General features: G+C 58.6%; 31 protein-coding genes and 4 pseudogenes. 15 read left to right on the top strand and 20 right to left on the bottom strand.

From position 1 onward, the window contains the following. Positions 1-124: 124 nt before the first annotated feature. A complete protein-coding gene (locus DWB23_RS23450) occupies positions 125-1,492 on the top strand; it encodes a hypothetical protein (RefSeq protein ID WP_238717416.1) in 1,368 nt (455 codons plus the stop codon). Positions 1,493-1,556: 64 nt separating this feature from the next. Here DWB23_RS23450 and DWB23_RS12550 read toward each other — a convergent pair whose 3' ends face one another. The 8 genes and pseudogenes from DWB23_RS12550 to DWB23_RS23020 form a co-directional block, all read right to left on the bottom strand. Further along, positions 1,557-2,123: a VIT1/CCC1 transporter family protein gene (locus tag DWB23_RS12550; RefSeq protein WP_121743189.1), complete on the bottom strand. Its 567-nt coding sequence runs from the start codon at positions 2,121-2,123 to the stop codon at positions 1,557-1,559. Positions 2,124-2,127: 4 nt separating this feature from the next. Next, positions 2,128-2,421, bottom strand: coding sequence for a DUF211 domain-containing protein (locus DWB23_RS12545; protein ID WP_121743664.1), 294 nt, complete (start codon positions 2,419-2,421; stop codon positions 2,128-2,130). A gap of 72 nt (positions 2,422-2,493) precedes the next feature. Next, positions 2,494-2,686, bottom strand: a pseudogene (locus DWB23_RS12540) (dihydrolipoamide dehydrogenase); the annotation flags it as partial. 79 nt (positions 2,687-2,765) lie between these two features. Continuing rightward, positions 2,766-3,698, bottom strand: a complete 933-nt coding sequence (locus tag DWB23_RS12535; protein ID WP_121743188.1) for a ZIP family metal transporter — start codon at positions 3,696-3,698, stop codon at positions 2,766-2,768. A gap of 369 nt (positions 3,699-4,067) precedes the next feature. Beyond that, a pseudogene (locus tag DWB23_RS12530) lies at positions 4,068-4,289 on the bottom strand (MBL fold metallo-hydrolase); the annotation flags it as partial. Positions 4,290-4,900: 611 nt separating this feature from the next. After that, the gene (locus tag DWB23_RS12525) at positions 4,901-5,308 is read right to left on the bottom strand and encodes a helix-turn-helix domain-containing protein (RefSeq protein WP_121743187.1); all 408 of its coding nucleotides are present in this window, start codon (positions 5,306-5,308) and stop codon (positions 4,901-4,903) included. A gap of 155 nt (positions 5,309-5,463) precedes the next feature. Continuing rightward, a complete protein-coding gene (locus DWB23_RS12520; protein WP_121743186.1) occupies positions 5,464-6,501 on the bottom strand; it encodes a sulfite exporter TauE/SafE family protein in 1,038 nt (345 codons plus the stop codon). Then, positions 6,502-6,648, bottom strand: coding sequence for a DUF7512 family protein (locus DWB23_RS23020; RefSeq protein ID WP_162989808.1), 147 nt, complete (start codon positions 6,646-6,648; stop codon positions 6,502-6,504). Positions 6,649-7,010: 362 nt separating this feature from the next. On the opposite strand from DWB23_RS23020, the gene DWB23_RS12515 reads away from it, so the two are divergent. The 4 genes from DWB23_RS12515 (at position 7,011) to DWB23_RS23440 (ending at position 8,717) form a co-directional block, all read left to right on the top strand. Next, positions 7,011-7,856, top strand: coding sequence for a universal stress protein (locus DWB23_RS12515; protein WP_121743185.1), 846 nt, complete (start codon positions 7,011-7,013; stop codon positions 7,854-7,856). A gap of 49 nt (positions 7,857-7,905) precedes the next feature. Then, a complete protein-coding gene (locus DWB23_RS23445) occupies positions 7,906-8,178 on the top strand; it encodes a hypothetical protein (RefSeq protein WP_238717415.1) in 273 nt (90 codons plus the stop codon). 92 nt (positions 8,179-8,270) lie between these two features. Continuing rightward, positions 8,271-8,402, top strand: coding sequence for a hypothetical protein (locus DWB23_RS23755; protein WP_275086306.1), 132 nt, complete (start codon positions 8,271-8,273; stop codon positions 8,400-8,402). A 48-nt stretch (positions 8,403-8,450) separates the two neighbouring features. Beyond that, on the top strand, positions 8,451-8,717 hold the full coding sequence (locus tag DWB23_RS23440) for a hypothetical protein (protein ID WP_238717414.1): 267 nt from the start codon (positions 8,451-8,453) through the stop codon (positions 8,715-8,717). Positions 8,718-8,931: 214 nt separating this feature from the next. On the opposite strand, the gene DWB23_RS12505 is transcribed toward DWB23_RS23440, so the two are convergent. After that, positions 8,932-9,255: a hypothetical protein gene (locus tag DWB23_RS12505; protein WP_121743184.1), complete on the bottom strand. Its 324-nt coding sequence runs from the start codon at positions 9,253-9,255 to the stop codon at positions 8,932-8,934. A gap of 439 nt (positions 9,256-9,694) precedes the next feature. On the opposite strand from DWB23_RS12505, the gene DWB23_RS12500 reads away from it, so the two are divergent. Then, complete coding sequence (locus DWB23_RS12500; RefSeq protein WP_121743183.1) at positions 9,695-10,696, top strand: potassium channel family protein; 1,002 nt, start codon at positions 9,695-9,697, stop codon at positions 10,694-10,696. A gap of 84 nt (positions 10,697-10,780) precedes the next feature. Then, positions 10,781-11,137: an SHOCT domain-containing protein gene (locus DWB23_RS12495; RefSeq protein ID WP_121743182.1), complete on the top strand. Its 357-nt coding sequence runs from the start codon at positions 10,781-10,783 to the stop codon at positions 11,135-11,137. A 727-nt stretch (positions 11,138-11,864) separates the two neighbouring features. Here DWB23_RS12495 and DWB23_RS12485 read toward each other — a convergent pair. The 5 genes and pseudogenes from DWB23_RS12485 to DWB23_RS12465 form a co-directional block, all read right to left on the bottom strand. Further along, positions 11,865-12,638 carry a 2-oxo acid dehydrogenase subunit E2 gene (locus tag DWB23_RS12485; RefSeq protein ID WP_121743181.1) on the bottom strand — a complete coding sequence of 258 codons (774 nt, stop codon included), beginning with the start codon at positions 12,636-12,638 and terminating at the stop codon, positions 11,865-11,867. A gap of 22 nt (positions 12,639-12,660) precedes the next feature. Next, positions 12,661-13,130 (bottom strand): annotated as a pseudogene (locus DWB23_RS12480) (inorganic phosphate transporter); the annotation flags it as partial. Between the two features lie 290 nt (positions 13,131-13,420). Next, positions 13,421-13,882, bottom strand: a complete 462-nt coding sequence (locus DWB23_RS12475; protein WP_121743180.1) for a DUF6691 family protein — start codon at positions 13,880-13,882, stop codon at positions 13,421-13,423. A 1-nt stretch (position 13,883) separates the two neighbouring features. Beyond that, positions 13,884-14,381, bottom strand: a complete 498-nt coding sequence (locus DWB23_RS12470; RefSeq protein WP_121743179.1) for a YeeE/YedE family protein — start codon at positions 14,379-14,381, stop codon at positions 13,884-13,886. Between the two features lie 20 nt (positions 14,382-14,401). After that, on the bottom strand, positions 14,402-15,595 hold the full coding sequence (locus tag DWB23_RS12465) for an MBL fold metallo-hydrolase (RefSeq protein WP_121743178.1): 1,194 nt from the start codon (positions 15,593-15,595) through the stop codon (positions 14,402-14,404). Between the two features lie 240 nt (positions 15,596-15,835). On the opposite strand from DWB23_RS12465, the gene DWB23_RS12460 reads away from it, so the two are divergent. Together DWB23_RS12460 and DWB23_RS12455 are read left to right on the top strand one after the other, a co-directional pair. Further along, entirely contained in the window at positions 15,836-16,081 is a 246-nt protein-coding gene (locus tag DWB23_RS12460; protein WP_121743177.1) for a sulfurtransferase TusA family protein, read from the top strand. Continuing rightward, positions 16,081-16,671, top strand: coding sequence for a DsrE/DsrF/DrsH-like family protein (locus DWB23_RS12455; protein ID WP_121743176.1), 591 nt, complete (start codon positions 16,081-16,083; stop codon positions 16,669-16,671). The genes DWB23_RS12460 and DWB23_RS12455 overlap by 1 nt, the downstream gene beginning before the upstream one ends. A gap of 154 nt (positions 16,672-16,825) precedes the next feature. Here DWB23_RS12455 and DWB23_RS12450 read toward each other — a convergent pair whose 3' ends face one another. Beyond that, positions 16,826-17,542 (bottom strand): PhoU domain-containing protein, encoded by a 717-nt coding sequence (locus DWB23_RS12450; RefSeq protein WP_238717413.1) that lies wholly within the window; start codon positions 17,540-17,542, stop codon positions 16,826-16,828. Positions 17,543-17,901: 359 nt separating this feature from the next. Here DWB23_RS12450 and DWB23_RS12440 point away from each other — a divergent pair, with 359 nt between their 5' ends. Continuing rightward, positions 17,902-18,702 (top strand): hypothetical protein, encoded by an 801-nt coding sequence (locus DWB23_RS12440; RefSeq protein WP_121743174.1) that lies wholly within the window; start codon positions 17,902-17,904, stop codon positions 18,700-18,702. Between the two features lie 109 nt (positions 18,703-18,811). On the opposite strand, the gene DWB23_RS23980 is transcribed toward DWB23_RS12440, so the two are convergent. Next, positions 18,812-19,117, bottom strand: coding sequence for a zinc ribbon domain-containing protein (locus DWB23_RS23980; protein ID WP_394341749.1), 306 nt, complete (start codon positions 19,115-19,117; stop codon positions 18,812-18,814). 253 nt (positions 19,118-19,370) lie between these two features. Here DWB23_RS23980 and DWB23_RS12425 point away from each other — a divergent pair. Beyond that, positions 19,371-20,141 (top strand): annotated as a pseudogene (locus DWB23_RS12425) (RNA-guided endonuclease InsQ/TnpB family protein); the annotation flags it as partial. Positions 20,142-20,152: 11 nt separating this feature from the next. Here the strand turns inward: DWB23_RS12425 and DWB23_RS12420 are convergent. Further along, a complete protein-coding gene (locus DWB23_RS12420) occupies positions 20,153-20,962 on the bottom strand; it encodes a hypothetical protein (protein WP_121743663.1) in 810 nt (269 codons plus the stop codon). A gap of 114 nt (positions 20,963-21,076) precedes the next feature. On the opposite strand from DWB23_RS12420, the gene DWB23_RS12415 reads away from it, so the two are divergent. The 3 genes from DWB23_RS12415 (at position 21,077) to DWB23_RS12405 (ending at position 22,629) form a co-directional block, all read left to right on the top strand. Next, positions 21,077-21,565: an ArsR family transcriptional regulator gene (locus DWB23_RS12415; protein ID WP_121743172.1), complete on the top strand. Its 489-nt coding sequence runs from the start codon at positions 21,077-21,079 to the stop codon at positions 21,563-21,565. 342 nt (positions 21,566-21,907) lie between these two features. Further along, positions 21,908-22,219, top strand: coding sequence for an AbrB/MazE/SpoVT family DNA-binding domain-containing protein (locus DWB23_RS12410; RefSeq protein ID WP_121743171.1), 312 nt, complete (start codon positions 21,908-21,910; stop codon positions 22,217-22,219). After that, positions 22,216-22,629 carry a type II toxin-antitoxin system VapC family toxin gene (locus DWB23_RS12405; protein WP_121743170.1) on the top strand — a complete coding sequence of 138 codons (414 nt, stop codon included), beginning with the start codon at positions 22,216-22,218 and terminating at the stop codon, positions 22,627-22,629. Before DWB23_RS12410 ends, DWB23_RS12405 begins: the two co-directional genes overlap by 4 nt. A gap of 200 nt (positions 22,630-22,829) precedes the next feature. Here DWB23_RS12405 and DWB23_RS12400 read toward each other — a convergent pair whose 3' ends face one another. Continuing rightward, a complete protein-coding gene (locus tag DWB23_RS12400) occupies positions 22,830-23,606 on the bottom strand; it encodes an SDR family oxidoreductase (RefSeq protein ID WP_121743169.1) in 777 nt (258 codons plus the stop codon). 372 nt (positions 23,607-23,978) lie between these two features. Between DWB23_RS12400 and DWB23_RS12395 the strand changes: the two genes are divergently transcribed. After that, positions 23,979-24,551, top strand: a complete 573-nt coding sequence (locus DWB23_RS12395) for a metal-dependent hydrolase (protein WP_121743168.1) — start codon at positions 23,979-23,981, stop codon at positions 24,549-24,551. An 87-nt stretch (positions 24,552-24,638) separates the two neighbouring features. Here the strand turns inward: DWB23_RS12395 and DWB23_RS12390 are convergent, their stop codons facing one another. Both DWB23_RS12390 and DWB23_RS12385 read right to left on the bottom strand, forming a co-directional pair. Then, positions 24,639-24,929: a PadR family transcriptional regulator gene (locus DWB23_RS12390; RefSeq protein ID WP_121743167.1), complete on the bottom strand. Its 291-nt coding sequence runs from the start codon at positions 24,927-24,929 to the stop codon at positions 24,639-24,641. 628 nt (positions 24,930-25,557) lie between these two features. Beyond that, the gene (locus tag DWB23_RS12385) at positions 25,558-26,715 is read right to left on the bottom strand and encodes an inositol monophosphatase family protein (RefSeq protein WP_121743166.1); all 1,158 of its coding nucleotides are present in this window, start codon (positions 26,713-26,715) and stop codon (positions 25,558-25,560) included. Positions 26,716-26,813 lie beyond the last annotated feature (98 nt).

Genomic DNA, 26,813 nt, shown 5'->3' with positions numbered 1-26,813 from the left:
ACTGAGCGTCGCCATCGACGTCTTTGGCGCGGGTGTCTGCAGTGATGCCAACGGATCGACGCGACAGCGACGCCGAGGCTACCGATTTACGTTCGCTGTCGTCGCAGTGAGCGGTGAGAAAGCAATGATACGAAACGCCTTCGCGAGCGATCCGTCAGATAGCGCCGACTCATCGATGCTGATCGACCGTTATCTCCCCGAGTACGACGTCGCGACGATCCGACACGCGGTCGTCGACGCCGATCCCGAGACGACCTACGAGGTGATGCTCACCGCCGACCTACTGGACACCGGGCCGATCGTCCGCGCCCTCGGTGCGTTGCGAAACGTGCCGATGGTAATCGCGAGCCGGATTCGAGGAGGTTCCGGAGCACCGCCGCCCGAACGGATGCGGTTCGCCGACGTTTCGGAGACCGACGAGTGGACGCTGCTCGACGAAGCCCGGGATGAGGAGTTCGTCTTCGGCGCGGTCGGGAAGTTCTGGCGACCGTCGATCGAGTGGCGACGGATCGACGCAGCGGAGTTCGCGACGTTCGACGAGCCGGGCTACGCGAAACTCGCGATCGGACTGTCCGTCCGACCGTACGGCCAGGGGCGGACGCTGCTGTCCTACGAGGCGCGCACCGCGACGACCGACGACCGCGCTCGCCGAAACTTCCGGCGGTACTGGCGCGTCATTGGTCCGTTCGCGGGCTACCTGATGTCGCGTGCACTCGAGCGCATCGAGTCCGATGCGGAGGCCAAGGCGAGCGAGGAATTGGTGGAATCCAATACCAGAGACGAAAAACGAGGCCGGGTGAACGGGGCCAGCAGGCGAGTCGTCGCGACGGCCGTGCTCCTCCTCGCGGGCGCGTACCACGTCGCGATCCGTCCCTGGCACCGCCGCTGGGGCGTGACCGAGGACGAAGCACTGGGCTCGCTCCCGGGCGACGACCTTCTCCCGGACGCGACGGAGCAGGTCACCCACGCGACCGAGATCGACGCTCCCACCGAGGCGGTCTGGCCGTGGATCGTCCAGATCGGACAGGGTCGCGGCGGCTTTTACAGCTACGACTGGCTCGAGCGGACCGTCGGAGCGGACATCCACAACGTCGACCGGATCGTCCCGGAGTATCAGGACCTCGAGGAGGGCGACGTCGTCAGGTTAGCGCCCGAAGACTATCCCGTCTCGTCGCCCGAATCCGCTCCGGAGGTCGCACGTCTCGATCCCGAGCGAGCGGTCGTGCTCAGGCCGCCCGGCGAATCACCGGCGTGGACGTGGGCGTTCGTCCTCGAACCGGTCGACGAGGGTACGACGAGACTGATCGCTCGCACGCGGTCGGACCCGAGTCGGTCGTCGATCGGACCGCTGTCGGAGCATCCGATACTCGGCGAGGCGGTCGACTACCTCTTCTGGGAACCCGCGCACTTTCTCATGGAGCGCAAGATGCTCCGGGGAATCAAGCGCTGCGCCGAGCGAGAAGAACAACGGATACTGTCCGCGACGATGTGACAAAACCGCTGGCCGTCGAGCCGGGTGACCGGTCCTCCTGCTCGAGCGCCTCGGTCTTGGGACGTCACCCGGGCAAGAACAGGTTCAGAATCGCGACGACGATCCAGTTCTGTTTCGAAATCGCACCCAGATACGCGCCGAACGTGAACAACACGCAGACACCGACGGCGATGGCGAGCAGCGTCGCCTCGAGCATGGAGACGACGACGCCCTGTCCGAGAAACGGTATCAGTGGCAGGAGAACGCCGATGAGTGGTCCGATTCCGCTCGCGACCGCATTGATCTTGCGAGCGCCTGCTCGCCGTTGCTGGATCGCCGTGTCATCGAGGTCGGTCAGCATCGCTCGCTCGAGTGCCAGTAGTTCGGCCTGTTTCTCGGCGCGTTCGATCTCCCAGACGCTCCAGACGCCGGACGTTCCCAGGCCGACAGCGGCGCCGAGACCGATCGTGATCACGGTGGGGCCGTCGGCAACCCCCGAAAGGTAGGCACCGACGACGACGCCGATGCTCGTCAGCGTGCCATCGAACCCGTTGGAGATGAAGTACCGCCGCGAGATAGATCGGACCTCCTCGTCCTCGAGGAGACCGCGAACGGTATCGAGGCGGTCGCGAAGCGAAGGCACGTCGCTCACCGGGTCACCGATCTTGGGGCGTTCCGATCTGTTCGACGAGGCGCTCGCCGCAGACGACCTGATCGATCGAGTGAACCGTTCCGCCGAGATCGCTGATGGCCTCCTCGAGGGCACTCACGTCGATGCCTTCGCCTTCGATCGTGAGCTTGAGGTTCTGAACCTCGCGATCGGTCTCGACCAGCACTGCGTTTACGCCGGCGACGCCTGCACAGTCAGCCGCAGTGCCGGCGAACTCGAGGATATCCGGCTCCTGCGGCTTCATGACGTCGAGGATGAGTCGTCTGATTGCGGCAGTCATGATGTGTACGGTCGTTTTCGACGACCTTAGTGCCGGGGGACGGATCACGGATCGGGTAACGAGGCCTGTGATGACCGTTTCCATCACCTCCGCGTGGTACAGCAGTTTCTTCGAGGGGATACAACTCTGTTAAGACGGGTGCCGCGAGCGGGCCTCTTTCGACGACCGCGACCGACTGGCTGCGATTCGCGACGGCGCTCGCCACGTCGAGTCCGGACCCCGGGCCGATAACGAGAAAGTCGAACTCCGCAGTGTCCGCGTCCATGCGTCGACCGACGACGGCAAGACCGATTAAACTCACACCGACGAACCGATTCGTGGCCGACATGACCGGAAAATACGGTTCAGACGAACAGGACGGGCAACATCGCTACGACTCCTGCGCCGAATCCGACGAGGAGTTCGTGGCGACCGCGGTTCGGCAAGTCCGCGCCGGTTTCCAGCGCTTCGGGGATGAACTCCGTCACGACCAGGTAGACCATCGCGCCGGCGGCGAATCCGAAGCCGAAGGGCAAGAACGCCTCGGCCCACGAGACGAACACGAACGCGATGACCGCGCCAATGGGCTGGGGTAGACTCGAGAAGATCGCCGCTCCGACCATCCGCCACTTGGACAGTCCCATCGTCCGCATCGGAATGGCGATGGCGGTCCCTTCCGGAATGTTGTGGATCGAGATGGCGACCGTTATGAACACTGCGAGTAGCGGGATCGAAAGCCCGAGTATCGACATGCCCCCGTCCAGCCCCAGCTCGGCGAACGAGACGCCGATCGCCACACCCTCGGGGAAGCTGTGGATCGTGAGGATGCCGAGAATGAGGACGAGTTTCCTCAGGTCTCCCTCGGCGAATACCGTCGCCTCGATCGGCGGACCATTGCGCCCGTAACCAGCGCCGTTTGCTCGTGTCTCGTTGGGTTCGGCCCCCTCGTGATCGTATTCGTACTCGCGGTCGTGTTCGTCTTCGCCTTGACGATCCGCGCTGGTGCCGACATCGACGCTGCCGAGTATCCGGTCGGAGACTTCGACCAGCACGACACCCGTGAGCAGCCCACCGACCATCAGCGTCGGAAACCCGCTCGAGGCGTACGCGAGCCCCTCGTCGACGAGGCCGAACACGGACACCGTCACCATGATCCCCGATGCGATTCCCCACAACCCAACGTTCCATCGGTCGCTGAAGTCATCGACGAAGAAGAACGGCAACGCACCGATTCCCGTCGCTAGCGCGGTGATCAATCCCGCGACGAACACGATGACGAGGTTTTCCGCGAGTGCCATACGTACCATACGAACAGGGAAACAAAGATACTTTCCTAAACGGGAAAATTATTTGGTTGGCCTAAAGAATGTGCGACCGGGACATCCAGCAGTCGTCTTCCACATACCTCTTTGCTAGGCTCTGTCGAAATTCGATTTTCCAGCAATACCTCAATCGACGTAGCTGGTGACTAGATTCGTCCTGCCATCGTGACAATGGCGAATCGCCACGTCCCCCCAAACCGATTCGTTCGCTCGTAAACTCACTCATCCCTCGCATGATTCCGTGCCGCGGTTCACTATCCAGCCACTGCGGCACAGCGTGGACCACTGTACGCCGGGTGGCCAAACCGGAGTGGTATTCACCAAAGCCGTCCGCGACTGACGACGTTAGTTCGCGGCGCAGTTATTCGATCCGAGTTCGAGCGCCTCGATGTCGCCGCCCGGCTGCTCCTTGCCCCAGTTGATCCGCTTGATCTCGTTGTAGCTCGCCGGTTCGTCCGCGATGGCCTCGACGAACGCCGCTTCGTCGCCGTCTTCAACGTAGCTCAGGAGTTCGTTGGTCGTCTCCGCGCGGAGATCGCCGAGTTCGGTCGCGAGCGGGCGGATCGACGACGACGGCCTCGTTACCGTCGTGGGCGAGATACGAGACGCAGCCCGTCCCGGGACGGACGACGGCCCCCCCGACGCCCGCACTCTCCGTGTCTTTCAGGAGCTCGTCCAATCGCTCCTCGAGCGTGGAGTAGTCCGTATTGCCCATAACTCACAACTCTATGCGATATCGATCTTAAATTCGTTGGTCAGCCACGGATCTCTCGGTCCGAGCTGGCGTGCCGGCGTCGGTCGACTTCACCGCGTACACGGGGAGAGTGCTGCGTTTCCACGTACTGGCACGACAGCCAGTCGGAGACGACGATCCGTTCGAGGATGACGGAGGGCCGGCTATACTCGAGGCACCCAAGCCGTACGAACTGGAACGGTATCGTTACCGTCGATCCCGCCGAAGTCGTCCACGCACTCGTCCACTTCGGGGAGTCGAAGGCTGTTCGACGATCTACCGAACGGGAACTGTGACACTTCTACACGAACGAGCACGAAAATTGCGACGTGATGCGCTCGTTCACCGTCCTGCCGCGCTCGGGCGAGAATCGCGATACCGACCGAGACGACGACGGCGAGTGAGAGCTACTCGAGGATCCGAGAAGAATCGATCGACGGCCCAGCTAGCTCTGTGCGGGGATTTCGGTGTCGACGTCGGCGTGTTCGTACTTGTCCTCGAACTCCTGAATGAGTTGCCCCATCTTCGCGTACCAGTCGTTCAGCTTTCGCTGCATGTCGTTTGCGATCTGGGTCGGGTCCGTTGGGTAGTAGACGTGATAATAGCCGCCCTGCTCGTAATTGATCTGCTCTTTCTGGATGAATCCGCTCTTGAGCAATCGCTGGATCGATCGGTACGCGGTCGAGCGCTCGCGGTCAACCCGGTCGGCGACCTCGTCGATCGTCAGTGCTTCCTCGCTCTCGACCATCACGCGGAAACAATCCCTGTCGAGTTGCTTGAGGCCGTGGATGCACTCCAGCAGCCCTTCGCACTCCATGTCCTGCTGTAGTTGCTCTGCCATCGAATTAGCCATTGTACTACTACCCAGTAGATACTGCGCCGGTATAAGGGTTGTGTGAATATTGTGCAATCTCGATGAGCTAATATCGCAACGGGACGAGTGGTGGTGAGGGTGCCACGCTCCCATCCTCACCGAGCGAGCAACGCGAGCGAGTAGGGTGGGATAGTTTACTCCGTAGGCGTCTTGGACGCGTTCGACTGCGCTCGCATCGTCGTGATCGTGCTGATGATCACGGCCCCGCTGACCATGAACGCCGAGAGCAGGATCAGTACGAAACTGACCGTATTCAGTACGTCCATCCCGAGGTAGTCGCCAGCCTGCCGGAACGCGACAGCGATCGAACCGCCGACCAGCATCAGCCCGAAGTAGATCTTGATGTCATCTTCGTCGACAATGCTGGTCGCGGCCGAGCCGATCCGAGCTCCCAGTGCACTCCCCGCAAGCAGCGGTGCGACGATTGAGAGATCGACACCGCCGTTGAGCCCGTAGGTGAACGCGCCGAACCCGCCCGAGAAGATGATCTCGAAGAGGTCGGTTCCGACTGCGATGGGAACTGGGACGCCGATGAGGTAGACCATCGCAGGCATCTTGATGAAACCGCCACCAACACCCAAAAAGCCCGACAGTAGACCCGTGGCGAACGCGACGGCCAGAATCAACCAGAGTGAGACCTGAATCCCGCCAGCAACCGTCATCATCGGTGGAATGCGGTAGGACTGGATTCGCTTCGCGACGTCCGGAATCGCGTCTGGATCGATCTCCTCGTCGGATCCGGGGTGGCTGTCATCCGAATCGTCCCCACCGTCGTTTGCAAGCGCATTTTGGGTGACGAACAGCCCGACCGCACCCAACAGGACAACGTACGTGATGCCGATGGCACCGCTAGCGAGTCCCAGCTCCTCGAGATAGTACACTATTCGACTACCCACCTCGATGCCGCTTGTCGTCCCGACGATCATCAACCCACCGAGTTTGTAGTCGACCTGACCGAGATCGCGGTGTTTCAGCGTCGCGATCATGGCCGTCCCGAAGACGAATGCCATGCCGCTCCCGACAGCGACTCTGGCGGGATACCCCATCACGAGTAACGCCGGCGTGACGAGGAACGATCCGCCCATGCCGAAGAAGCCGAACAGCACCCCGACCATGAAGCCGAAGCTCACGAACAGTGCGAGCGTCATCAGGGCGATTCCGAATAGCTCCATCTACGCGTGTGTAATTTTCTCGATGACTGGTCTTGCGACTCGCTCGAGCGCCCCGTATCCCACGTAGAGGACGATCGCTTCGAGGAGGACGGCGCCGACGAGCGCGCCTGCCTGTACTGCTGATGAATACGCTACGAGGTCGATCATCGGGATCGTCCCCCGTTGTCTGGTTGTGTGCGGAGCATAGATTTCTACTCGGTATCGTCTATCCGGAGGATGGTTATAACACTTTTGGGTATACCATACAATATTACTGCAGTCTATCTCACGGCTATCCAACCAGAATATTCTAGTAAGTTATGCAAATATGAGGAACGGACCGACATCGACTCCTACCACTGGTGCGCGGTCGGATCGCAACGATACCACATTTGTGGCGAGACACTACGCTGCACCACGAGTGACTGGAGTCACTGTCAGGATCGCAGAACGGATCGTCTACGACTGATATTTCGGATTTAGTATTGGTTTACGCAAACAATATTATGCGTCCGAAACCTACGATCGGTATGATTGCGATCTGTGCGACCGATCTCTCGGCTGCCAGCGAGGCAACGATCGAGAGCGAGACCTGTCTCGAGTGCCTCGGCCGAATCGGTGTCGATGAGATCCACCTCGTGACAGTGATCCCGTCGAACGTCCACGCGGGGATGCCCGGTATCGACTTCGCAGAACGACGCGAGCGAGCGCTCGATCGCTATCGCAGCGTCATCGAAGACGCCGGCTTCGACGTCGAGGCACACGTCGTTCGCGGGACGCCCCATCGACGCATCAACGGGATCGCGGAGGCGGTCGGGGCGAGCCTGACGGTCGTCGGCTCGCGGGGGCAGAGTCCGCTCGAGAACCGCATCATCGGATCGACCGCGCGCAATCTCGCGCGGACGACGGTCGTGCCGCTGCTGGTCAACCGAATCGAACGCGGGGCGGATGAGCCGGCCGTCGTCCGCGAACACCTGTTCCGGCGGATGCTGTACGCGACGGACTTCTCGGAGAACGCCGAGCGGGCGTTCGAGGCGTTCTCGTACCTCCGTCACGCGACGTGGGAGGCCACGCTGATCCACGTCGAAACGCCGAAGGATCCGGAACTTCCGGAAGACGCCGACTCCGAAGCCCGACTGGCGGAACTGGCGACGCAACTCGAGGAGTGGGGAATCGAGACACAAACCGAAATTCGGCAAGGCGATCCCGCCGACGAGATCCTCGTCGCTGAGGACGAGTACGAACCGACGACGATCCTCGTCGGCTCGCGCGGTCACAGCAGGCTCCGCAGGCTCTTGCTCGGGAGCGTCTCCGAAGATATCGTCGCGCGGGCGGACGGCAACGTTATGCTCGTTCCGCCGGATCGAACGGCGTAATACAAGGGCGAACCGTCGGCTCACTCGAGCGTGAACCGGTTTACTGTTCGTGAGAGATGGAGTCGACGCGTTCGTCGGATGGAACGGCGCTCTGGTGCTCGTCTGGTACGGTCGTACTTTTGGCGAGCCGTTGTGGTTCGACGTCGCTCTCGGGACGATCTGGCTGCTCGCGGCCTGGCTGTTCGCCGTCGTCCTCGCGATGGTCCTCCGGAGCGTCGGCGGGCAAGCGCGCGACCCAACCATTGGCTTCTACCTCCTCTCACCGTTCGTCTACCTGATCGGGCTCGCGTTCGCGTTCGGACTGTACAGCCGCGGCTCGTAGACGCGGAGCTGTACAGCGACCGACTGGAACAATACTCGTTCCCGCTGTTTGCACTCGGTATCGTCTCGCTCGTCCTCGGACCGGTTCTCGGCATGGGGAAGACGGTGACTGCGATCGGACTAGTGCTGTACGCCGCCGGCTACGTTCTCTACATTTATACGCTCGCTCAAACCTACCGGGCCGGTACGCCGAGCGGGACAGCGCTCTCGGTGCTCGTCGCATAGTTGTGGAACCTCGGCCCGGCGAGCTTCGCCCCGTTCATCTTGTTCGGCATGCCACTCGGTATCCCCGACCCGTGGATCGAGACCGGCGCATTGCACTTCCTTTTCATCGGCTGGGCGCTTCCAATCGCGCTCGCGGGCTCGCTGCTCGTCGCCCGCTCCCTCGAGTGGCCCCACGGAACCGCTCGAAGTGACGGCGGCGACAGCCGCGTCGACGGACTCGTCCCCGCGAAGCGTCTCCCGTCGGCCGTCAGACCGAAGTCCGTCCTCGCCTGGAACCTCGCGGTCCTCGCCGTCGGGATCGGCTTCTTCTATTAGGACCAATCGTGGTCGGCGCTACTGCACGGCTCGGGATTCACTGTCCTCCTCTCACTTTGGGGGTACTATCTGCTGAAGATAGTCGAACAGCGGTGGTCAGTCCGCACGCAGACGTCGTCAACTCGAGTGTGATTTCCGGACTCGACGAGAAAAGCGTTGTATACACCGTCGTCGGGATATCGCGTTCAAAGCCGCTCACAGTCAACGGCCTGCGCTATTCTGAGTTCTCGCCGGGTGACTGTGTTTCATCAACATCGCTCGGCTGTAGTTGGCGAACGAGATTCAGGTGCATGAGATGTAGGTGCATCCCGATACCGTACAATATTAGTCCCAATCCGACGAAAATGAGCGGAAGGAGTATCGATTCAATTGCCTGAGAGACGCTCTCAAGATTCGCCGGTAGAACGCCTATGATCGCCAAGAGAAATGCGCTCACGATCACAAGGTAGCCGACACGGACTGCGCGGGAGTAGTTTCCTACCTGCTGAATCCGATTCTCGATATCGTCATTAGTGGGAGTCGATTTCTCGGAAGTCATAGCCACGTGCGAGCGACTAGTGGGTTACGGTGGAATAATTGTTCAACTTGCAGCCTATCGATCGACCGTTTCACACGATAAGCGATCAGAGGGGCAGGTTGCGTACTGAAACGCTGTATTGCGATCATCTCAGCAATCACCGTCTGCCCAGCTCTGTCGCAGCATCCGCTAAACCTCTGTCTTCGAGAGTGGCGATTGTCATACAGCGATGGTCTCGTCTCAAACACCGGACCTCGGGTCACTGCAGGAGACTTCTGATCGTTCCGGTTTTCTCGTGACGGACAGCATGCAATGCTAGTCCGCCGTGAACGTTTGCGTTCTCGTCTCTTCACTAGCCGGGTACACTTTCTATATCTCGGCCCGACTACGCTATGGCGATCGCCTCTCGAGTCGGATACGAATCACTCGTAACGCGAATCACAGCAACGATTAGTCAGAAATGAACGTCGTTTATCTCGCGCTCGGTGTCGCCCTTCTCGCTACCACTGTCATCGATATCGTCTGGACGACGCTCTGGGTCGAAGGGGGGGCCGGTCCGCTCACGTCTCGGCTGATGGCGTGGACGTGGCGCACGCTACGACGAATAGGCGGTCAGAACCCCAGACTGCTCAGCCTGTCCGGACCGTTACTCTTTGTGCTGACCCTCACGATATGGATCGTGCTGCTCTGGGGTGGTTGGACGCTCGTCTTCGCTAGTGCCGAGAACGTCCTCATTGATACGCTCAACCGAGAGTCCGTCTCGTGGTCCGACCGATTCTATTTCACCGGCTATACGGTATTCACGTTAGGTATCGGAGATTTCGTTCCCAAAACAGGACGCTGGCAGGTCGTCACGATACTCGCGACTGGGAGCGGATTGCTCTTTGTCACCCTGATCGTCACCTACGCGCTTTCTGTCCTCGAGGCGGTCACCCAGAAACGCGCGTTCGCCAGCACCGTGAGCGCGTTCGGGACCCACAGTGAGGAACTCGTTCGAACGAGTTGGACCGGCGAGGAATTTCGAGGACTCGAGGTACCGCTGAATACCGTCGCGACGCAGCTCGCGACCCTCACCGAGAATCACAAGGCCTACCCGATCCTTCACTACTTTCACAGCGCCCGGCCGGATCGATCGCCGATCGTCGAAACCGTCGTCCTCGACGAGGCGTTGACGCTGCTCCGGTTCGGCGTTCCGAAACGACAGCGGCCGAACGAGATCACGGTTCGAAACGCCCGCACGAGCATCGAGAACTATCTCGAGACGCTCCACGAAGGGTTCGTCGAACCCGCGGACAGCCAACCACCCCCGCCGAATCTTCGCCACCTCCGTGAGGTGGGTATCCCGACCATGTCGGACGACGAATTCGAGACTGAACTCGACGAACTGGACACACGACGGCGAATACTGTACGGGTTAGTCGAATCCGATGCTCGAGAATGGCCGTCGAGGGAAACCGACTGATTTCCCTGACGCAGACAGATGACCAGTTCCCGGTAATCGGTATCCACCATACCGTTCAAGACTCTGGAAACCAAAGCAGGACATATGGCAACCGACGATTCTCTGGTTCGGACGCTGCTAATCATTATCGCCGCGATCCTTCTCCTACCGTTTCTCATGATGGCTCTCGCGATGCCCATGATGGGAGTCTGGGGTGGGGACCACATGTGGAACGGCGGGATGTGGGACGGCACCGGAGCCACGTGGGTGTGGCTTCTCATGTTGATTATTCCGTTGTTGGTGCTCCTCGGTCTCGGATATCTCCTGTACAGTGCGGTTCGGCACTCGGGCGAGCAACGGACGGACCCTGCACTCGAGGAACTGAGAACCGCCTACGCTCGCGGTGACCTCACCGACGAGGAGTTCGAAGAGCGCCGCGAACGCTTGCGACGGGAGAAGTAGTACGCGGGTGGACGCATTCTAAGCCGGACGCCGCCCCTTCTGGCCGACAGTGTCCTCGTTTGCGGTCGGGCTCCAATGGTCGGCACGCCCCTTCTCGAGCGGCCATCGCGGCGTTTGATCCGCCGGTTCATCTGTATAACAAAACCGGAACAGATGCTGCGGAACACCATCGCTGATCTCTGCCAGCGCCCCGAGTACGTCTCGTTTTTCGGGACGTACCAGAATCTGACTCATTAGGTGCGTAGCAACAGAGTTAGCGCTGGCAGCGGGCGTCAACCGTTCGTATACTTGCCCGGTTTTGATCCGTGCTGCTGGAGCATCGGTTCCGTGACGAGGTGTCCGAGGGCGGGAGCACTGTGAATCGGCTTCGAATTATTCGGTTTTCGCAATCCCCGTGGTCGAATGTGGTCACGACCACCTGTGCAATACGAGCCATGAGCCATGACTGGCCCCAGGGCGCCAATCTCGAGTCAGTAGCCGAGTTCTTTCCGGTACTCTCGGTTGTCCATCTGACGCAGATCTGCCGCAGCTTGTAACTCCTCGTTCGATCGCTTCTCTCGTCGGGGCGGTTGCGAACTGTGTGACGGCCGTCTCGCCGGTATGGCTATTCGGAGCCGAGCGTGGTGGCGCTGGAAGCGGATCTACTATGCGTTGATCGCCCTCTGCAATCGCGTTCACGATATCGCTCTGGAACTGGAATCTCCTCTGGTACCAGATGTGAGGCAACTCAAAGACCGTGAGCGTCCTCGAGAAGTTCCGTCAACCGCTGGACGAACCGCGCGGCGGGCGCCCCGTCGACTACATCGTGGTCGATCGTCACTGTGAGGCTCAGGTACTCTCGCGGTTCGATCTCCTCGTCGACGACACCCGGCTTGGTGGCGATTCCGCCGACCGTTAGCTGGAGCGTGTAGTTCGTCGGACTGATTCCCCAGCCGCCGCCCTCGCCGAACATTCCCACGGACGTTACGGCGACTGTGCCCGCGATTCGTTTCCAGCGTCGCGGAAACAACTGCGGAAGTCGCCAGAACTGCCGCCGGACGATTCCGGGAAGCCGCATAGCCAGGGAGGCCCACGGCGGCTGCGTTCCCTCGTCCGGGTTCCGCTGTCTCGCCCGAATCTCCTCGTGAATCGACCGTAGTGACCGGCGATTCGCCGCCCTGACGACGTGGGGCACGCCGATTCGCTCGCCGTCGATTGTCGTCTCGATTATCACATTGACATCGATATCGTCGAACGAAACGATCCGTCCCCGCCAGTCGCAGTACGCCTGAACGTGCGGATGGTCTTTGATCGCTCGCGCTAGACAGTAGACGAGAAACGCGGTGAACGAAAGGGTCTCTCCCGTTTCCGCCTTTCGCTCGCGGATGCATTGTCTGGCTTCAGTTACGTCGATTTCGACGAGTCCGTGAACGACGCTGCGCCGGCCGGCCACCCGCATGTAGTCGATCGTCCCTCGCCGCTGGAAGGGGAGTGGCTCGACTGTCTCGCCCCGCTCGTTCATGAGGCCTCTAGGGAAGCAAGGACTATACCTCTTGGTTCACGCTGACTTGTCCCGATTCGCGCACCGTCGATCCATAATCGAGCATGAACGCGAGCACAAACGACCCGACTCGGGAGGCGACCGTTAACCCCAGCTTTCGGGGGCTGACGCCGTCTCCACCGGCGACCGCGAGCTCACTGCCGATGATGGCGCTCACGGGAATCTCGTTGAACGAGACCGGCACCCCAGTAGGACCGCGCTCTGTGCGATGAGAAATGATGGGACGAGCATCGTGATCGATCGGCGCGGTCCCAGCGACGCGTACTTCTGGGAGATCGACTTGATCATCCGTGGTGCGCTCGTCCACGAGCCGACCAGGATGCCGATCCCGCCGCCGAGCAGGACCGCGATCGGCGACACCGTCGGCAGGTCCTCGAGCAGCGGGAACAGCGGCCCGACGGCCAGGCCGACCTGACTCGCGCCTGCCGAGAACGCCACGAGCGCGCCCAGCGCCGATTAACAGCACGACGATGACGCCGTTGACCGGGAGGTTGACTCCGTCCACGAGGCCGGTACCGACGGCTTCGGAGACGCTCGTGTCCTGTGTTACAGCGCCAGCGAAACCCAAAACGTCGGCGAAAAACGCCGCACACATCGTCGAAATCGCGTTCGCGCCGACCGCCGATGCCGATGACCCACGCCATGAAGAGGCTCGTGACCGCGGCAGCTACGAACAGGAGTATCGTTGCGGGTTCCATCAGTGTACGAAAATCTTCAGTTGCAGCTCACGAAACTCGGACAGGTTAGTCGGCACCCGTCGGAGCGGCGTCAGCCGCGGCGCGCTTGCTGCGCCAAACGCCCTGGAGGTACGCGCCGGCGAACATACCGACGAGCGCCCACAGGATCGTGACGTTGCCGATCCCGAGGCTGGCGTAGGCCGCGCCGGGACAGATCCCCGAGAGGCCCCAGCCGACGCCGAAGATCCCGCCGCCGATCAGGACGTTCCGATCGAACGACTTCAGTCGTCGACCGTAGATGTCGCCCGTCAGCGGTGCGCTGTCGCGTATCCGGGGCATAACCGCGAAGGCAATCCCGGAGACGATCGCGGCGCCGAACATGACGAACAGCAGGCCGAAGTCGTCGAATTGGAGGAAGTCCAGCACGACTTCGGGCCGGGCCATGTGACTATATGCCAGTCCGAACCCGAAGATCAGGCCGCCGACGAGAATCAGCGGCATGAACAGCGGATGACGGTTACTGCTCATCTTACGGACTCACCCCCATCGCCTGGACGATCTGGGCGGTCACGATCGCGACCGTCAGGAACGTGATCACGCCGACGATCGACGTCCGCGAGGCCGAGCCGACACCGCAGACGCCGTGTCCCGACGTACACCCCTTGCCGATGCGCGTGCCGATCCCGACGAGGACGCCGCCGATCAGCAGCCGCCAGGGCTGGACGTCCGTCGTCCACGTACCGCCTTGCCAGAAGACGGCGTAGACCGCCGCCCCCAGGATGATCCCGAGTGTGAAGACGACGCGCCAGTCCCGAGAGGCGCGGTACCGCTTGAACCGCGACTGATCCGAGACGTACGACAGCGTCGACTCGAGGAACGTGCTCGCTCCCGCGGCGATCCCCGTCCCGAGGTAGATGACGACCGCACCGAGGCCGACGAGCAGTCCCCCGATGGCGTATCTGGAGATGCCGTTGGGAAACGGCTCGGCGGGCACCCCCTGAGCCGGGACGGCGAGTTCGGCGAGCATTCCGATTTCGATCACGGTGGTTAGTCACCCGCCAGTGATTCCTGGCTGGCCGCGCAGTTGTTCGGGCCGAGCTCGAGTTCGAACGCCTCCTCGTCGTCGACCGCCTGCTGTCCGAGATTGGTGGGAATGATATCCCCGTAGTTGGCCGGACGGGGCGGCATGTCCGAGAGGGTCAGCTCGACGAACTCGTCCTCGTCCATCGCTAGGGCATCCATCTCCTCCTCGAGTTGGCCGATCGGGGCCGTGTAAGTACCATCGTCGGCGGGCTCGGCGGAGTCGCTGAAGTGAGCGCCGCCGACGAGCGTATCGTCGGGTAGGATCAGCACGCGCTCCTGCAGCGTCTCGTAGAGCTGCCGCGCGGCGTCTTCCGCGCCCTCATCGCCCTCCTCTAAGTCGGGGCGGGCGACGCTCTCAACGAACAGGCCGTCGCCAGTTGCAAGCAGCGAGCCGTCGATTAGGTACGAGGTCATCCCAGAGGTGTGACCGGGCGTGTAGACGGTTTCGATCGTGGCAGCACCGACTTCGAACTCGTCGCCGTCTGCTGCGAGAGTAATCTCGTCGGCGTAGGTGATACCACGGTCGACCGCCGCCTTGGGGATGACGCCCTCGACGCCCTCATCGGCGAGGTCGCGGATCCCCGAGATGTGATCCGCGTGGATGTGCGTGTCGATCGCGTACGTCAGGTCGGCGCCGAGTTCGTTGACGTCTTCGAGGTACCGATCCGTGAACGCGCGTAGTGGATCGATCACGGCCGCCTCGTCGCTATCGACGAGGAGATAGCCCAGACAACCGCTCGAGGGACGTTGGTACTGGTAGAGCGTCCCGGCGCCGTCGTAGCGCTCGACCTCGACGCGCTCGTAGATGCGCGCCCAGCCGTTCATCCCGTCCTCGAGGTGGTCGACGTCGTAGCCGCGCTCCTTCAGCGTCGCAGCGACGTACTCGCTCGAGCCCCCTTTCGCACAGAGGACCGTAATTTCGCGGGCATCGGGAATCTGAGCAAGGACGTCGTCATTGATCTCGTCGTCCAGGAACTCGAAGTACGGAACATTGATCGACTCGACGTTCTCACCGTCGATTCGCCACTCATCGTACTCTGACTCCATGCGGGTGTCGAGGAGCGTAACCGCTTCGCCTGCATCGATTCGCTCCTTCAGCCCGTCGGGGCTGACCGATTCGACATCGACGTTCGGCATCGACAGATCCATGTCGTCCATGTACAGTCACCTGTACCGGCTGCTGGCTCTTAAGAGTTCGTATGATATTCCCCATTATACACAATACGGTCCTCGGGAAAATGCAGCTATATGCCCGATATGTGCGCACACAGGCAATTGAGCCCAGTTATTCGCCCTCGAAGGAGTATAAGGTGTTTGAGTCTTGCGCAATAACCGAAGGACTTTTATGGAAACGACCAATATTGTATGATGGCTCCAATACGGGGCACAGAACTAACCATGAGTTCGGAATACCAGACCACGGAGACGCTAGACGTGAAAGGACAGTCCTGCCCGATGCCCATCGTGAAGACCAAGCAGTCGATCGACGATCTCGAAGCCGGCGACGTCCTCGAGGTCGTCGCGACGGACTCGGGCAGCATGAGTGACATCCGAGGGTGGGCCGATGGTACCGACGGCGTCGAACTCCTCGAGCAGGTCGAGGACGACGACCTCTACACCCACTACGTAAAGAAAACGGAATAATGAGTACGGACAACCCAACGTCGTCGGTTGACGACGCCGATCCGGACGTCGACGCCGCCGAGCTGCAGGCGTTGCGCGAGCGTGTCGAGGAACTGGAAGCGTCGATGGCTGCGGTGGACACTGGCGACGATCAGAAGAAGATGACCATCGTCGCTACGCAGGGGAGTTTCGACATGGCGTATCCGCCGTTGATCCTCGCGAGCACGGCGGCCGCCTTCGGCTGGGAGGTCGTCGTTTTCCACACGTTCTGGGGGCTCGATATCCTCCACGAGGAGAAGTCGAAGGACCTCAAGCTGAGCGCCGTCGGTAATCCGAACGTGCCGGTCCCGAACGCCGTCGCTGCACTTCCCGGCATGGACACGATGGCCACGAAGATGATGCAGAAGAAGATCGACGAGAACGGAACCGCCACCATCGAGGAGTTGATCGACCTCTCGCTCGAGAGCGGCGTCGACCTGCAGGCGTGTCAGATGACGATCGAACTGATGGACTACGACGAGGACGACTTCTACGACGGCGTGACGACCGGCGTCGGCGCGGCCACTGCCCTGCAACACATGGCCGAATCCGACATTCAGCTCCTCGTCTAATACAGAACTCTTCGTCGATGCCGAGTACGACATCGTGTTCTCGAGTCTGCTGAATCTTGAAAATCGTGACTGTGCCTCCGTGATCTCGAGTCGGACCTGATCCTGGTGAGAAATGGCGCATGCCGACGAGCAGTATACCGTAGACGTTGGCTTTTCACTCGAGACGCTCACACTCACGGGCGCATTGCTGGATAGCGATGCCAGCGATATTCGCGCCGTACTCGCCGGTTCGGCGGATACTCTCGAGCAAGAGACCGACTACGTAGGCCTCGGCGGGATCGTCGTGGGCGTAGAGATTTCGATCGAGCGCCTTGAGGTCTGCCGTCAGTTCGTCCCGTTCGGTGAGCGCCGTTTGCGCTCCCTTGACTCCGGCGTCGGCGAGGATCACGTCCGCGGCGGTATTGATGATCTGTCTGGAACTCGAGGCCAGCGAATCGATCCGGTGCTCGAAAGTCGTCGGTATCGTGACCTCGGGATCAAAAGTGAAGCGAGCGATCTTCTCGGCGTGATCGGCGATGCGCTCGAACTGCCGGCTGACGTAGTAGTATTCGAACAGTTCGTCCCGGGTGTACTCGAGTTTCTCGACCTCGTGGAGGTTCGTCAGCGCCCGCCGGAAGTGGCGGGTCACCATCGCGAACAACTTGTTGGCCTCGTTGTCGCGGTCGATGACGCGCTGTGCCAGCGTCTCGTCGTCGGTCAGGACGGCACTCACCGCGTCACGGTGCATCCCGAGCATCACGAGGCGAAGGCGTAGCGTCGATTTGCGTATATCAACGTTCTCGGCGTCGATAAGGTTCGTCAGCCGAATCTCGGTGTCACCGGCCTCCAGCAACTCGAATCCGGAGAGGTTTGCGACCGTGTCCTCTATCACCTCGCGGACGTCACTCCCCGAACGATCAGACGATACGTGGACCGCCACGACATCGACACGCGGGACATCAATGGAAAGAACCGTCCACTCTACGGAGAAGAGCGATTCGAGACCGTCTGGGCGGCGATCTCCGAGACGCTCGACGGCCGGGAGTTCTCTGCGGCGTCGAGAGCGGCGATGGCCGAGGCTCATCGGGGAAAGACAGTGCCAGAAACCGTCAAGGCGAAACAGACCCACCTGGAATCTATCGATACCCCTATTAACAGATATAGTTGTATAGTATTGTATTATAAAATTATAAATCAGATTTTATTTTTTGCTAAGACGCAACGTCCCCTCGAAAGACACGGCGAGCGTTGTTGAAAGGAGTCGGAACCGCCGCAGTCGGCGTCCCCGCTGGCGTCTTCGCTACCGGTATGGCCAGTGCAGGCTACTGTGACGAACCGTACTCGGACACCTCCAGTGTGACCGAGACCTATTGGAGCGGAAGAGACGGCTCTACCGATTGGGTCGAAAAAGAGTTCGCAGAGGTAGTTCGGGTCGAAGTCGATGGGCCGAAACTCCAAAGCGAAAACAACAACAGGGCGAAGTATTACGTAGCTGTCCACCAGTTGTCTCAGACGTACGTGAAATCGGACGGCGAGCCACAGATCGACATCATGGATCAGAGTGTCAAAGTAGAGTATCCGGACGAAGGGAACACAGCGGCGGAGTGGGATTTCGCGGATCCGGACAGCGAACCGACTTGGATCAGTCGTGCAAGTGCAGATGCAGCGTACGACGGTTACTCCCTGGAGGACTTCGCACAGGACTTCGCCGTCGAGTCGTTCAAAACCGGGATGGACGTGTTCGAGGAAACCATTGCGACGCCTGTGAAAGTCACGGTCGACCTCTACGACTACACGAAGAAGGCAGCAGAACTCGCCGACAAATTCAATGACGCGACCGGTTCCACCCGTACGCAGGAATATTCGTGGTTCTACTCCGGTGATGAAGCGTCCTCGACATCGTTCACCTCGATGATATTCAAAGTAGAAGACATCCCGTGGGGCGCGACTGAGAGCCACACGATCGAAGTCGAAAGCCAAACTGGTCAGCAGGGAACGATGCACACCCACGAGTTCAATTTCGACCTCCACGGTCCGGAGCTTTGTCGGTAACTGACAGGGCCGTTTTCCTGCACTCCTTTTTTGTATCGCAGTGTCGGAGATCGACCTCCTTCCACGGTAACGTACTGCTGGATTGGGGTATTGTGGTTCAAGATACCACCTATTCTTGAGGGGCGACTCGCTCCGTGGATGTATCGAACAGACGTACCGATGGCTGGGCCAAACAGCCGCTACTCCTATCATGTGACGGATTCGGAGTTACCGTCGCACGCATATTTTCTGCCGCATTCAGGTCGCTATTGGCGACCAGTTCGCACACTGAACAGACGTACAACCCACGCTCAACACGGTTCGACTCAGCTTTCGCCCCACACTCACAGCACATTATCGACGTTGCCAACCCGTACTCATCAACCCGCTCAACCTCAATCCAACGTTCCTCAGCCTTGTACTTGAAGTGACTCAACAGCGTTTCAAACGCCCAATCGTGCAGGCGCTTGTTTCCATGCCGTCCCTAGTCGGCTTGGCGAGCGACTACGATGCCGTCGTCTTCGACAACGACGGCGTGCTGGTCGCGCCGACTGAGCACGAGGTACTCGTCGATACCGTCACGGACTCGTTTCGAGCTTTCGGCGCCGTGATCGACCGTTCGTTCGCACGACGGATGGTCGTCGGAATACCGTTCCGATCGAGGCGGCCTTCGAACACGGACTCGATCCGGAAGCGTTCTGCCATCACCGAGAGTCGATCGAGAGCCACCGCAAAAGCCCGACCCGCCGAAGAACGTCGTCGGCATCGACGTGGGCATCCTGAAATACGCACACGACACCGACGGACACGCGATCGAATCGGTCGACCTCTCGGACGAACGCGGCCGGCTCGAGCGTGAGCAACGAAAACTCTCGCGCAAAGAGCACGGGTCGAACAACTACGAGAAACAACGCTGTCGAGTGGCCGAGTGTCACGCCGACCTGAAGAACAAGCGCCGAGACTTTTTGCACAAACTCTCGAACTACTACGCTCGAGAGTACGATCTCGTCGCAGTCGAAGACCTCGACGCGAAAGGACTGGTCGAACTTGACGGCAACTCTCGGAACCGTGCCGGAGCAGCGTGGGGAACATTTCTCCAGATACTCGAGTACAAGTGTGAGCGTGAGGGAACGCACTTCGTTGCCATCGATCCAGCAGGGACGACCAAAGAGTGTGCGGCGTGCGGTGTCTCGACCGACAAACCGCTATGGGTTCGCAAACACTCCTGTCCTTCTTGTGGCTTCACCGCCGACAGGGACTGGAACGCGGCCTGGAACATTCTTTCTCGCGGTATCAAGCAGTTAGGAGCGGGACGCTCCGAATCAACGTCCTCAGAATCGCGGAGCGATTCTGATGGGCTGCGAAAATCGCTGTGCGATTTTCGAACGCCTGTAGAGACTGCGCTCCCTACGGGAACCCATTCGGTTCCTGCAAAGCGCGAGCCGTCAGGCGAGCGGTAGGGTGTGGTAGTTCACGGCTCATCACGCGCTTCCCACTCCGGGCGTGTTGTCGGAGATGGGAGCTCGGCAACTGCAGTTCGGAGTTCCTCCGTCGTAGTCCATGGAAAGCACTGGTCGTGTAATTCGAATTTGCGGAACTTGTTGAGATGGACCCAACTGTACGTCGCTGGATCCTCTCCTTCGTCCGTCCGGTCGTCGATAACATCCCAGACCTCTTCTTCAGCACCGTCGATCCCATCGAGGATGGACTCTTGTGCGCGGTCAACGAGCGAGTCGATCTTCGAACGGGCCTCATCTTCCGTCAGATCGTCCGTGAACGCAATTTCAAGGGCGGCCTGGATGACATGGTGTTTCGATTCGAGATTCGCGTCAGTCACCCACGCGTAGTCGCGTGGGAACACGTACGATTTGTCGAAATACGGCGAGTCATCGATCTCCCCCAATTCCGGCGCTTCACCGCCATTCTCTTTCTCGAAAACCCCAACGATGTAGTCGCTGTACGTCGCTAACAAGGAGAACATGATATCGAACGTATTGAGCCGCTCAGTTGGCAGTTCGAGAAGATCTCCCATGGTGAACGGATACGCGCCGAGTTGCTTCGTGAGTTCGTTCTGCACGGCGCGAAGACGTCGGATGTAGGGATCACGATAGCTTCCCAGGATGAAATATGACGTCCGCTGACTCCAGAGATACGGCAATTCACGTCGGGTGAAGCGCCAGATCTCTCGCTTCTCCGCTGGTTCGAGTTCGATGCCTCCGACCGCTTTGTGAACCACCGTCATAATGTCCGCAGCGTCTGGCGGTGGACTAGGATCAGTCATTAGCTGCCGTTCAAACCATAACACCATATCTCTTCTGAACCACTTTGGTATTTTCCCGATTAACCAACTTGGATCGCCCTAACTGTTATACCGTTGCTCCTCGTGCTATCGCATATGAGCGAAACCCACACTGGCGTGGCCGATTCGGGGCCGTTCGCGGAACAGCAGCGGCTATTCAAGTTGCTGTCTCAGGATACGCGCCACCTCATCATTCAGGAACTCCTCGGCCACCCCGCACACCTGATGTCGCTCGCTGAACTCGAGTATATGACTGGAAAGAGCCAAGCGGCCATCAAAGACCAACTGGAGACGCTGATCGACGCCGGACTCCTCGCACGCTACACGTACGAACCGAGCGAGGAGAAACGCGATCTTCCCTCGCAGTTCTACGGGTTCACGGAGCGGGGCGTCAAAATCCTCCACGACTACAAGTATCTACGTGGGCTCCCGGTCGCCCGCGCCCTCTACGAAAACACACGTAAAACCGAGAAAATCGAACGCCACGAATCGGCCCCGCGGCCGGAACTTCCCGAAGCTGTTGCGGAGGCACTCGAGTTTGATGAACCCGATCTCGACGCCGTTGATGCCGGCACAACCCGGTAGTTCATCGTTGAACAGCACCGTTCTCAACGACGGAAACTGAACATATACAGATTAGTTGATATCCTTACCGTCCTGAATGGAGAGGCTTTCGCCTCGATTTTCCGTAACCCCATTAACCATTAAGACTTCGTCAGTTCCAGCGTGACTGGCTCGACGTTGATCCGGAGGCGATACATGCTGTTAGTTGATCCCGTTTCTGGCTGTGTGAGGCCGAAATGCCTACTCGTGAATCAAGTGGTTCGAAAATCGAAAATTCGAACCCTTCGAGCAACGACGATGCTTCGCGTTGTACCGTTATGATCGAGGAACAGAGCTAAGTATTTCGATGAGAAAGTAATACCTATGTCGAGTAATACAAAACTGAACGGTGAGGAACGCATCGTCTCAGTTACTGAAAAAGGGCAGGCGACGATCCCAAAGCGCCTCCGAGAAAAACACGGCATCCCTGCTCCAGGCCGTGTCAAATTCGTCGAGAACGATGATGGGGAAATCGTTGTCCGTCCAGTTGGCTCGATGCGAGAGTTTCGCGGCCTCGAACGAGAAAGTGATGATGAGCGTCCTGCGACGGCCCTCCTCCGTGAGGAGCGAGAGCGCGACAAACAACGAGCCGATGAGCTAATCGAACGCTTTTCCGATAAAACTGAGGAAGAATGACGGACAAGATCGTTTTCGACACAGAACCAATCATTGCCTATCTGGACGACGAACCTGGGAGTGACGTCGTCGAAGCGTGGATCGATCGGGTGGCATCTGGAGAGGTTGATGGGTACATTAGTCCGGTCACAAAAACAGAGGTGCTGTATGTTGGCTCTCGAGTCGGGTTCCGCCTCGACGATGTTCGGGCGAGTCTTGATCGGCTTGAGGAACTAGGCGTTGCAGTGTTTGACCCTCGAGAGTGCTGGGAAACTGCCGCTGCGCTCAAAGAGGCGTATACTATGGCGCTTGGAGATGCATACGCGCTTGCGACGGCCGACGCGGTTGATGGGACACTACTTGTTGGAGCAGATACTGATTTCGACGAACTAGAAGACGATGTAGAACGGTTTCGGGACGAGTCTGCCTAATTCGGATTCTTTCCGGTTGAATAAGGATCTAGAACTGAACGCCGATCAATCCCGGGGCTTTGCAACCGATTCGCCGACTTCTCGAACGTGTTCACTTCGCTCAAGATCCATTTCTTCGGCGAGGTAGTCTCTACTCGAGATCCATACCCTGAGGAAAACACATGTCCTAATATGTTCAATAGTCCACATAACGGAAACGCTCAATTTGCGTACTGCTCTGCGAGCCACTCTTTCCAAGTAACCGTTCCAACCATATAATCGGGGCAAGTTGCATGGCCGGCCCGAAATCCCGCTACAGTTTTACCGGGGATGGGGAACCTGATGATTGGACGTTGAGAACCACGCGCATCGCGGTATGTCTGTGCGAGTTCGCCTACTGAGTGAATTTTGGGACCACCAACTGGGTCAGTCCGACCGCTCGGCGTCAGTGTTGCGTGATCCACGACGCCATCTGCGACCTCGCCGACGTCAACGGGTTGGAGTTGTATTTTTGTCGGGAGGGGCCACACCGGAAGCTTCGCCACGTAGCCGAGCATTTCCGCGACGAACGAGTGAAACTGCGTTGCACGGACGATAGTCGCTGGGATGTCGCTGTCCTCGATCGACGTCTCGGCGGCAACCTTGTGTTCGTAGTAGGAGAAGGGAATGTCGTCGATACCGACGATAGAGGGATAAAGAAAATTCTCCACGCCAGCCGCTTCAGCCGCTTCGAGAAGTCGTTTTGTCCCCTGTACGTCAACCGCGGCTGTGTCGCCCTGTGGAGCCGTCGCTGCGTGAATAATGACGTCGATGTTTTCGAGCGATGGTTCGATACCTGTGCCTTCAATCAAGTCGAGTGCCACCCATTCGAGATCTTCTTCGGTCTCTTCGGGGGGCGAGCGGCTCGCTGCCCGGACAGTGTGTCCCGCCGCTATAAGTCGTGGCCGGAGGGCCGTCCCGAGCGTGCCTGTTGCGCCGGTTACCAGTGTTCGGGTCACAGGAGATGATTTGTCCTATTGGTCTAAGTGGTTATTGCCGAGTGTACTCCGTGGTTTTCACTTTCACATCACGTATCATCGCTCATGAAACACGTTCGGATACGCATTACGGCACACGGACAGGAAGGTGACATCCACCCGATGTACGGCGTAATTTCACTTCTCTCGGCAGTACCAACGGGCGGATGCCATCATCACGGAGTTCGTCGCGGAACGGCTTCCCGTCGTAGATGTGTATCTCGATATTACGTGCTTTTAAGGCTCGAGTTACTACCCGTTCACAATGAGACCATCGGGCGATAGTGGTTCTGTAGCTATCTCTACCGCTACTCGATTTCTGCGGTACCGTACTCTTCGATTGGTGATGCGAGTATGATGCCATGGGGGCATCTCGCCTTCGGCTATGTTCTGTATTCACTTGGCCATCGCTTTGTGACACGTAAGCCGCCAGCCGGACTGGGAGTCGTTCTCGCGATAGTGGTCGGCACGCAGTTGCCGGATGTCGTCGATAAAACGCTCTCATGGGGACTCCATCTCTTTCCCCAGGGCTATTCGATCGCCCACTCCATACTCGTTGCTGTCCCCGTTGGGCTGCTTATTCTCGGTGCAACAGCTTTCAGAAGCCGGGATATCGGTATCGCATTTGTTCTGGGGTACTGGTCGCACCTTCTTGGTGATGCGATACTCGCCGTTCCAAAACGTGGTGTTTCGCCGGGTGATCGACTTCTCTGGCCAATCGTTACGCTTCCGCCGTACCGAAACGAACCAACATTGTTTGGGCGAGTCGAGGGAATCCTCAGTACACTCTTCAGCGAGATGCTGACTCCCGAACATTTCGTCTTTCTCGCTATTTACGCGGTGCCGTACCTACTGGTATTCTTGCTCTGGATAATTGATGGCTCGCCTGGCATCGCGTTTCTTTGGCGAAAAGAGAACCACCAGTGAGGGTGTCAGCCCACTATCGTGCTGATTGTGAGAACGCTGGAAAATCCATCTGATCACGCTTTGGGAATCTACTTGACGATATTCGAGCTATGAGTCTGCGAGCAGCTCACTAACATACTGGTGTTCCCATTTACGGCGTGCTTCAATCTCGCGTCGACCACGACGCGTTAGTGAGTAGTAGTTCGTTCGCCGATCGACCGTCCCTTTTTCGACAAGTCCTTTGTCGACGAGTGCGTCGAGGTTTGGATACAGTCGTCCGGCGTGAATATCCTTCTCGTAGTAGTTCTCGAGTTCATCTTTGATCGCGAGTCCGTGTGGCTCGTCGTGGCCGGCGATTGCATAGAGCAAGTCACGTTGGAAGGCAGTCAAGTCATACATACTCTGGCCTATGGCAGCAGCGGGTTAATTATATGGAACATAGACAGTCTTGATCGAAAATGTCATTGGTGAAAACCCAGCAGTAAACGACTACTGGCAGTGAGTAGCCCGGACCGTGCGGTGGTATGAGCGTGCCATAGAAACGGTAACACGCCTATTTAACTTCGTAATGAGCGTTCGATACAGGTACATATCGAACAGTATTGGGAAGTGAATAGAAGATCTGTGTGAGATAGCCCTTAAGCGATGGCATAGTTTCACGTGATACGACCATTCATATTGTCGTCGTACTGCTGGGGATCGTCGCCCTATTTCTGATTGATTGCTACACTATCGGTCCAGAACTGGCTCAACACCAGTAGCTGGATTTTGCTGTTTTACGGGCTTGTCCGTGGTGGTGCGCATTTCTATTTCGCTGTCCGAGTTGAATCTGGAATGATTCCGGTCGAAGCACGGTGTCGGTACATAACGATGATCGCTATCCTCCTCGGCACAGGTACGGCGATATACAAATTAAATTGCAGGAAAATTGCGCCAATTTCACTCGACACCATCGGACTCGTTGTGATCGTTGTGTAACCTTCTGTAGGCGTGGACAACTACTCAAGTCTCTTTACAGGGAGATCGGTCATTCACACTTGAAGCTACACTCAGATTTGTTCAGGATTCCATCAACCTCTCCGATTAATGCGTCAACGGGCGTGGTGAGCCAGTCTTTCCCAGCTGCATCGTAGAGGTTCAGATAGTTTTCATGGAGTACACTGTTTGTAGCGACGAGATCACCAGAGAGGATCGAATCAAGGTCATCGTTACCCTCAAAGTCGGTTACTGTTCCGCCCGCCTCTCTGACGATCAGTGCTCCAGGTGCGACGTCTACTTCCTTAAGATCAGCAACGGAGCACGTGTCAAACTGGCCATCGGCAACAAACGCGATATCCGGTGCGGCCGCTCCGCTCAGTCGCGTCCCTATCGAATCTGCAAAGAGGTACCTCCAGAGACCCATATAACCGAAATCGTCGGCAGTGTCTTTGCTATAGAACCCGACCCCGTGAAGCGCATCTGAGAAGGTGTCTGTCTCAGTGACTGTGAGTTCTTCTGGCTCAGAATCCTCGTCTACAAGATCAAAGCCATCACTCTCAAATTTGTATGCACCTTTGTCTTTGACAGCCACCCAGACCTCGTCTCGAAGCGAGTAGTACGTTACACCAGCGTACAGTTCTCCGGGATACTCCGCGTCGGTCTCATCTTTCTCGCCATCGTTTTTTATGACAGCGATGTTGACGCCGAAATGTGGAATCTCCTGAATGAAGTTCGTCGTCCCGTCGAGGGGGTCGAGCATCCAGAGGTAATTATACTCTCCCTCACCACCGCCTTGCTCTTCGCCGTATATGGCGTGGCCTTCCTCTTCGAAGTCATCACCGAGTTCGCCTTCAATGGTCTCGCGAAGGAGTGTCTCCGCTTCCGTATCAACCTCTGTAAGAAGATTTTGTGGGTCTTTCTCCTCTGACTGTTCGATGGAACCAAAGTAATTTTGGTGGAGTTGTGCCGCCTGGCCCGCTGCTTTGACGGCAATCCGAAGATATTGGTCATCAATCGGTAGCTGCCCCTCAAGGTCTTTGATGACCCCTTCCTCGTCATCGCCGTCGTGTGAATCACCGAAGGCGGTATTAGTTCCTGCTCCGGCACCAAGGGCCGCTCCCGCCACTCCAGCCGTCTTGAGAAACCGACGACGAGCATTGTTTATAAAGCTGCGCTCTGTTTCGGAGTCGCTTTCGGGTCGTGACATGATCCATCACGAGCGATCCACACACCCATTTATATTTATTATTAAACAACTCTTGTAAATACAGATATGTCTGGAAAATTACTACTCTATATATTTAA

It is taken from the genome of Natronorubrum halophilum (assembly GCF_003670115.1).
Lineage (GTDB): Archaea > Halobacteriota > Halobacteria > Halobacteriales > Natrialbaceae > Natronorubrum > Natronorubrum halophilum.
Note: the sequence above shows the minus strand (reverse complement) of the source record. Positions and strands in the feature narration are given on the sequence as shown.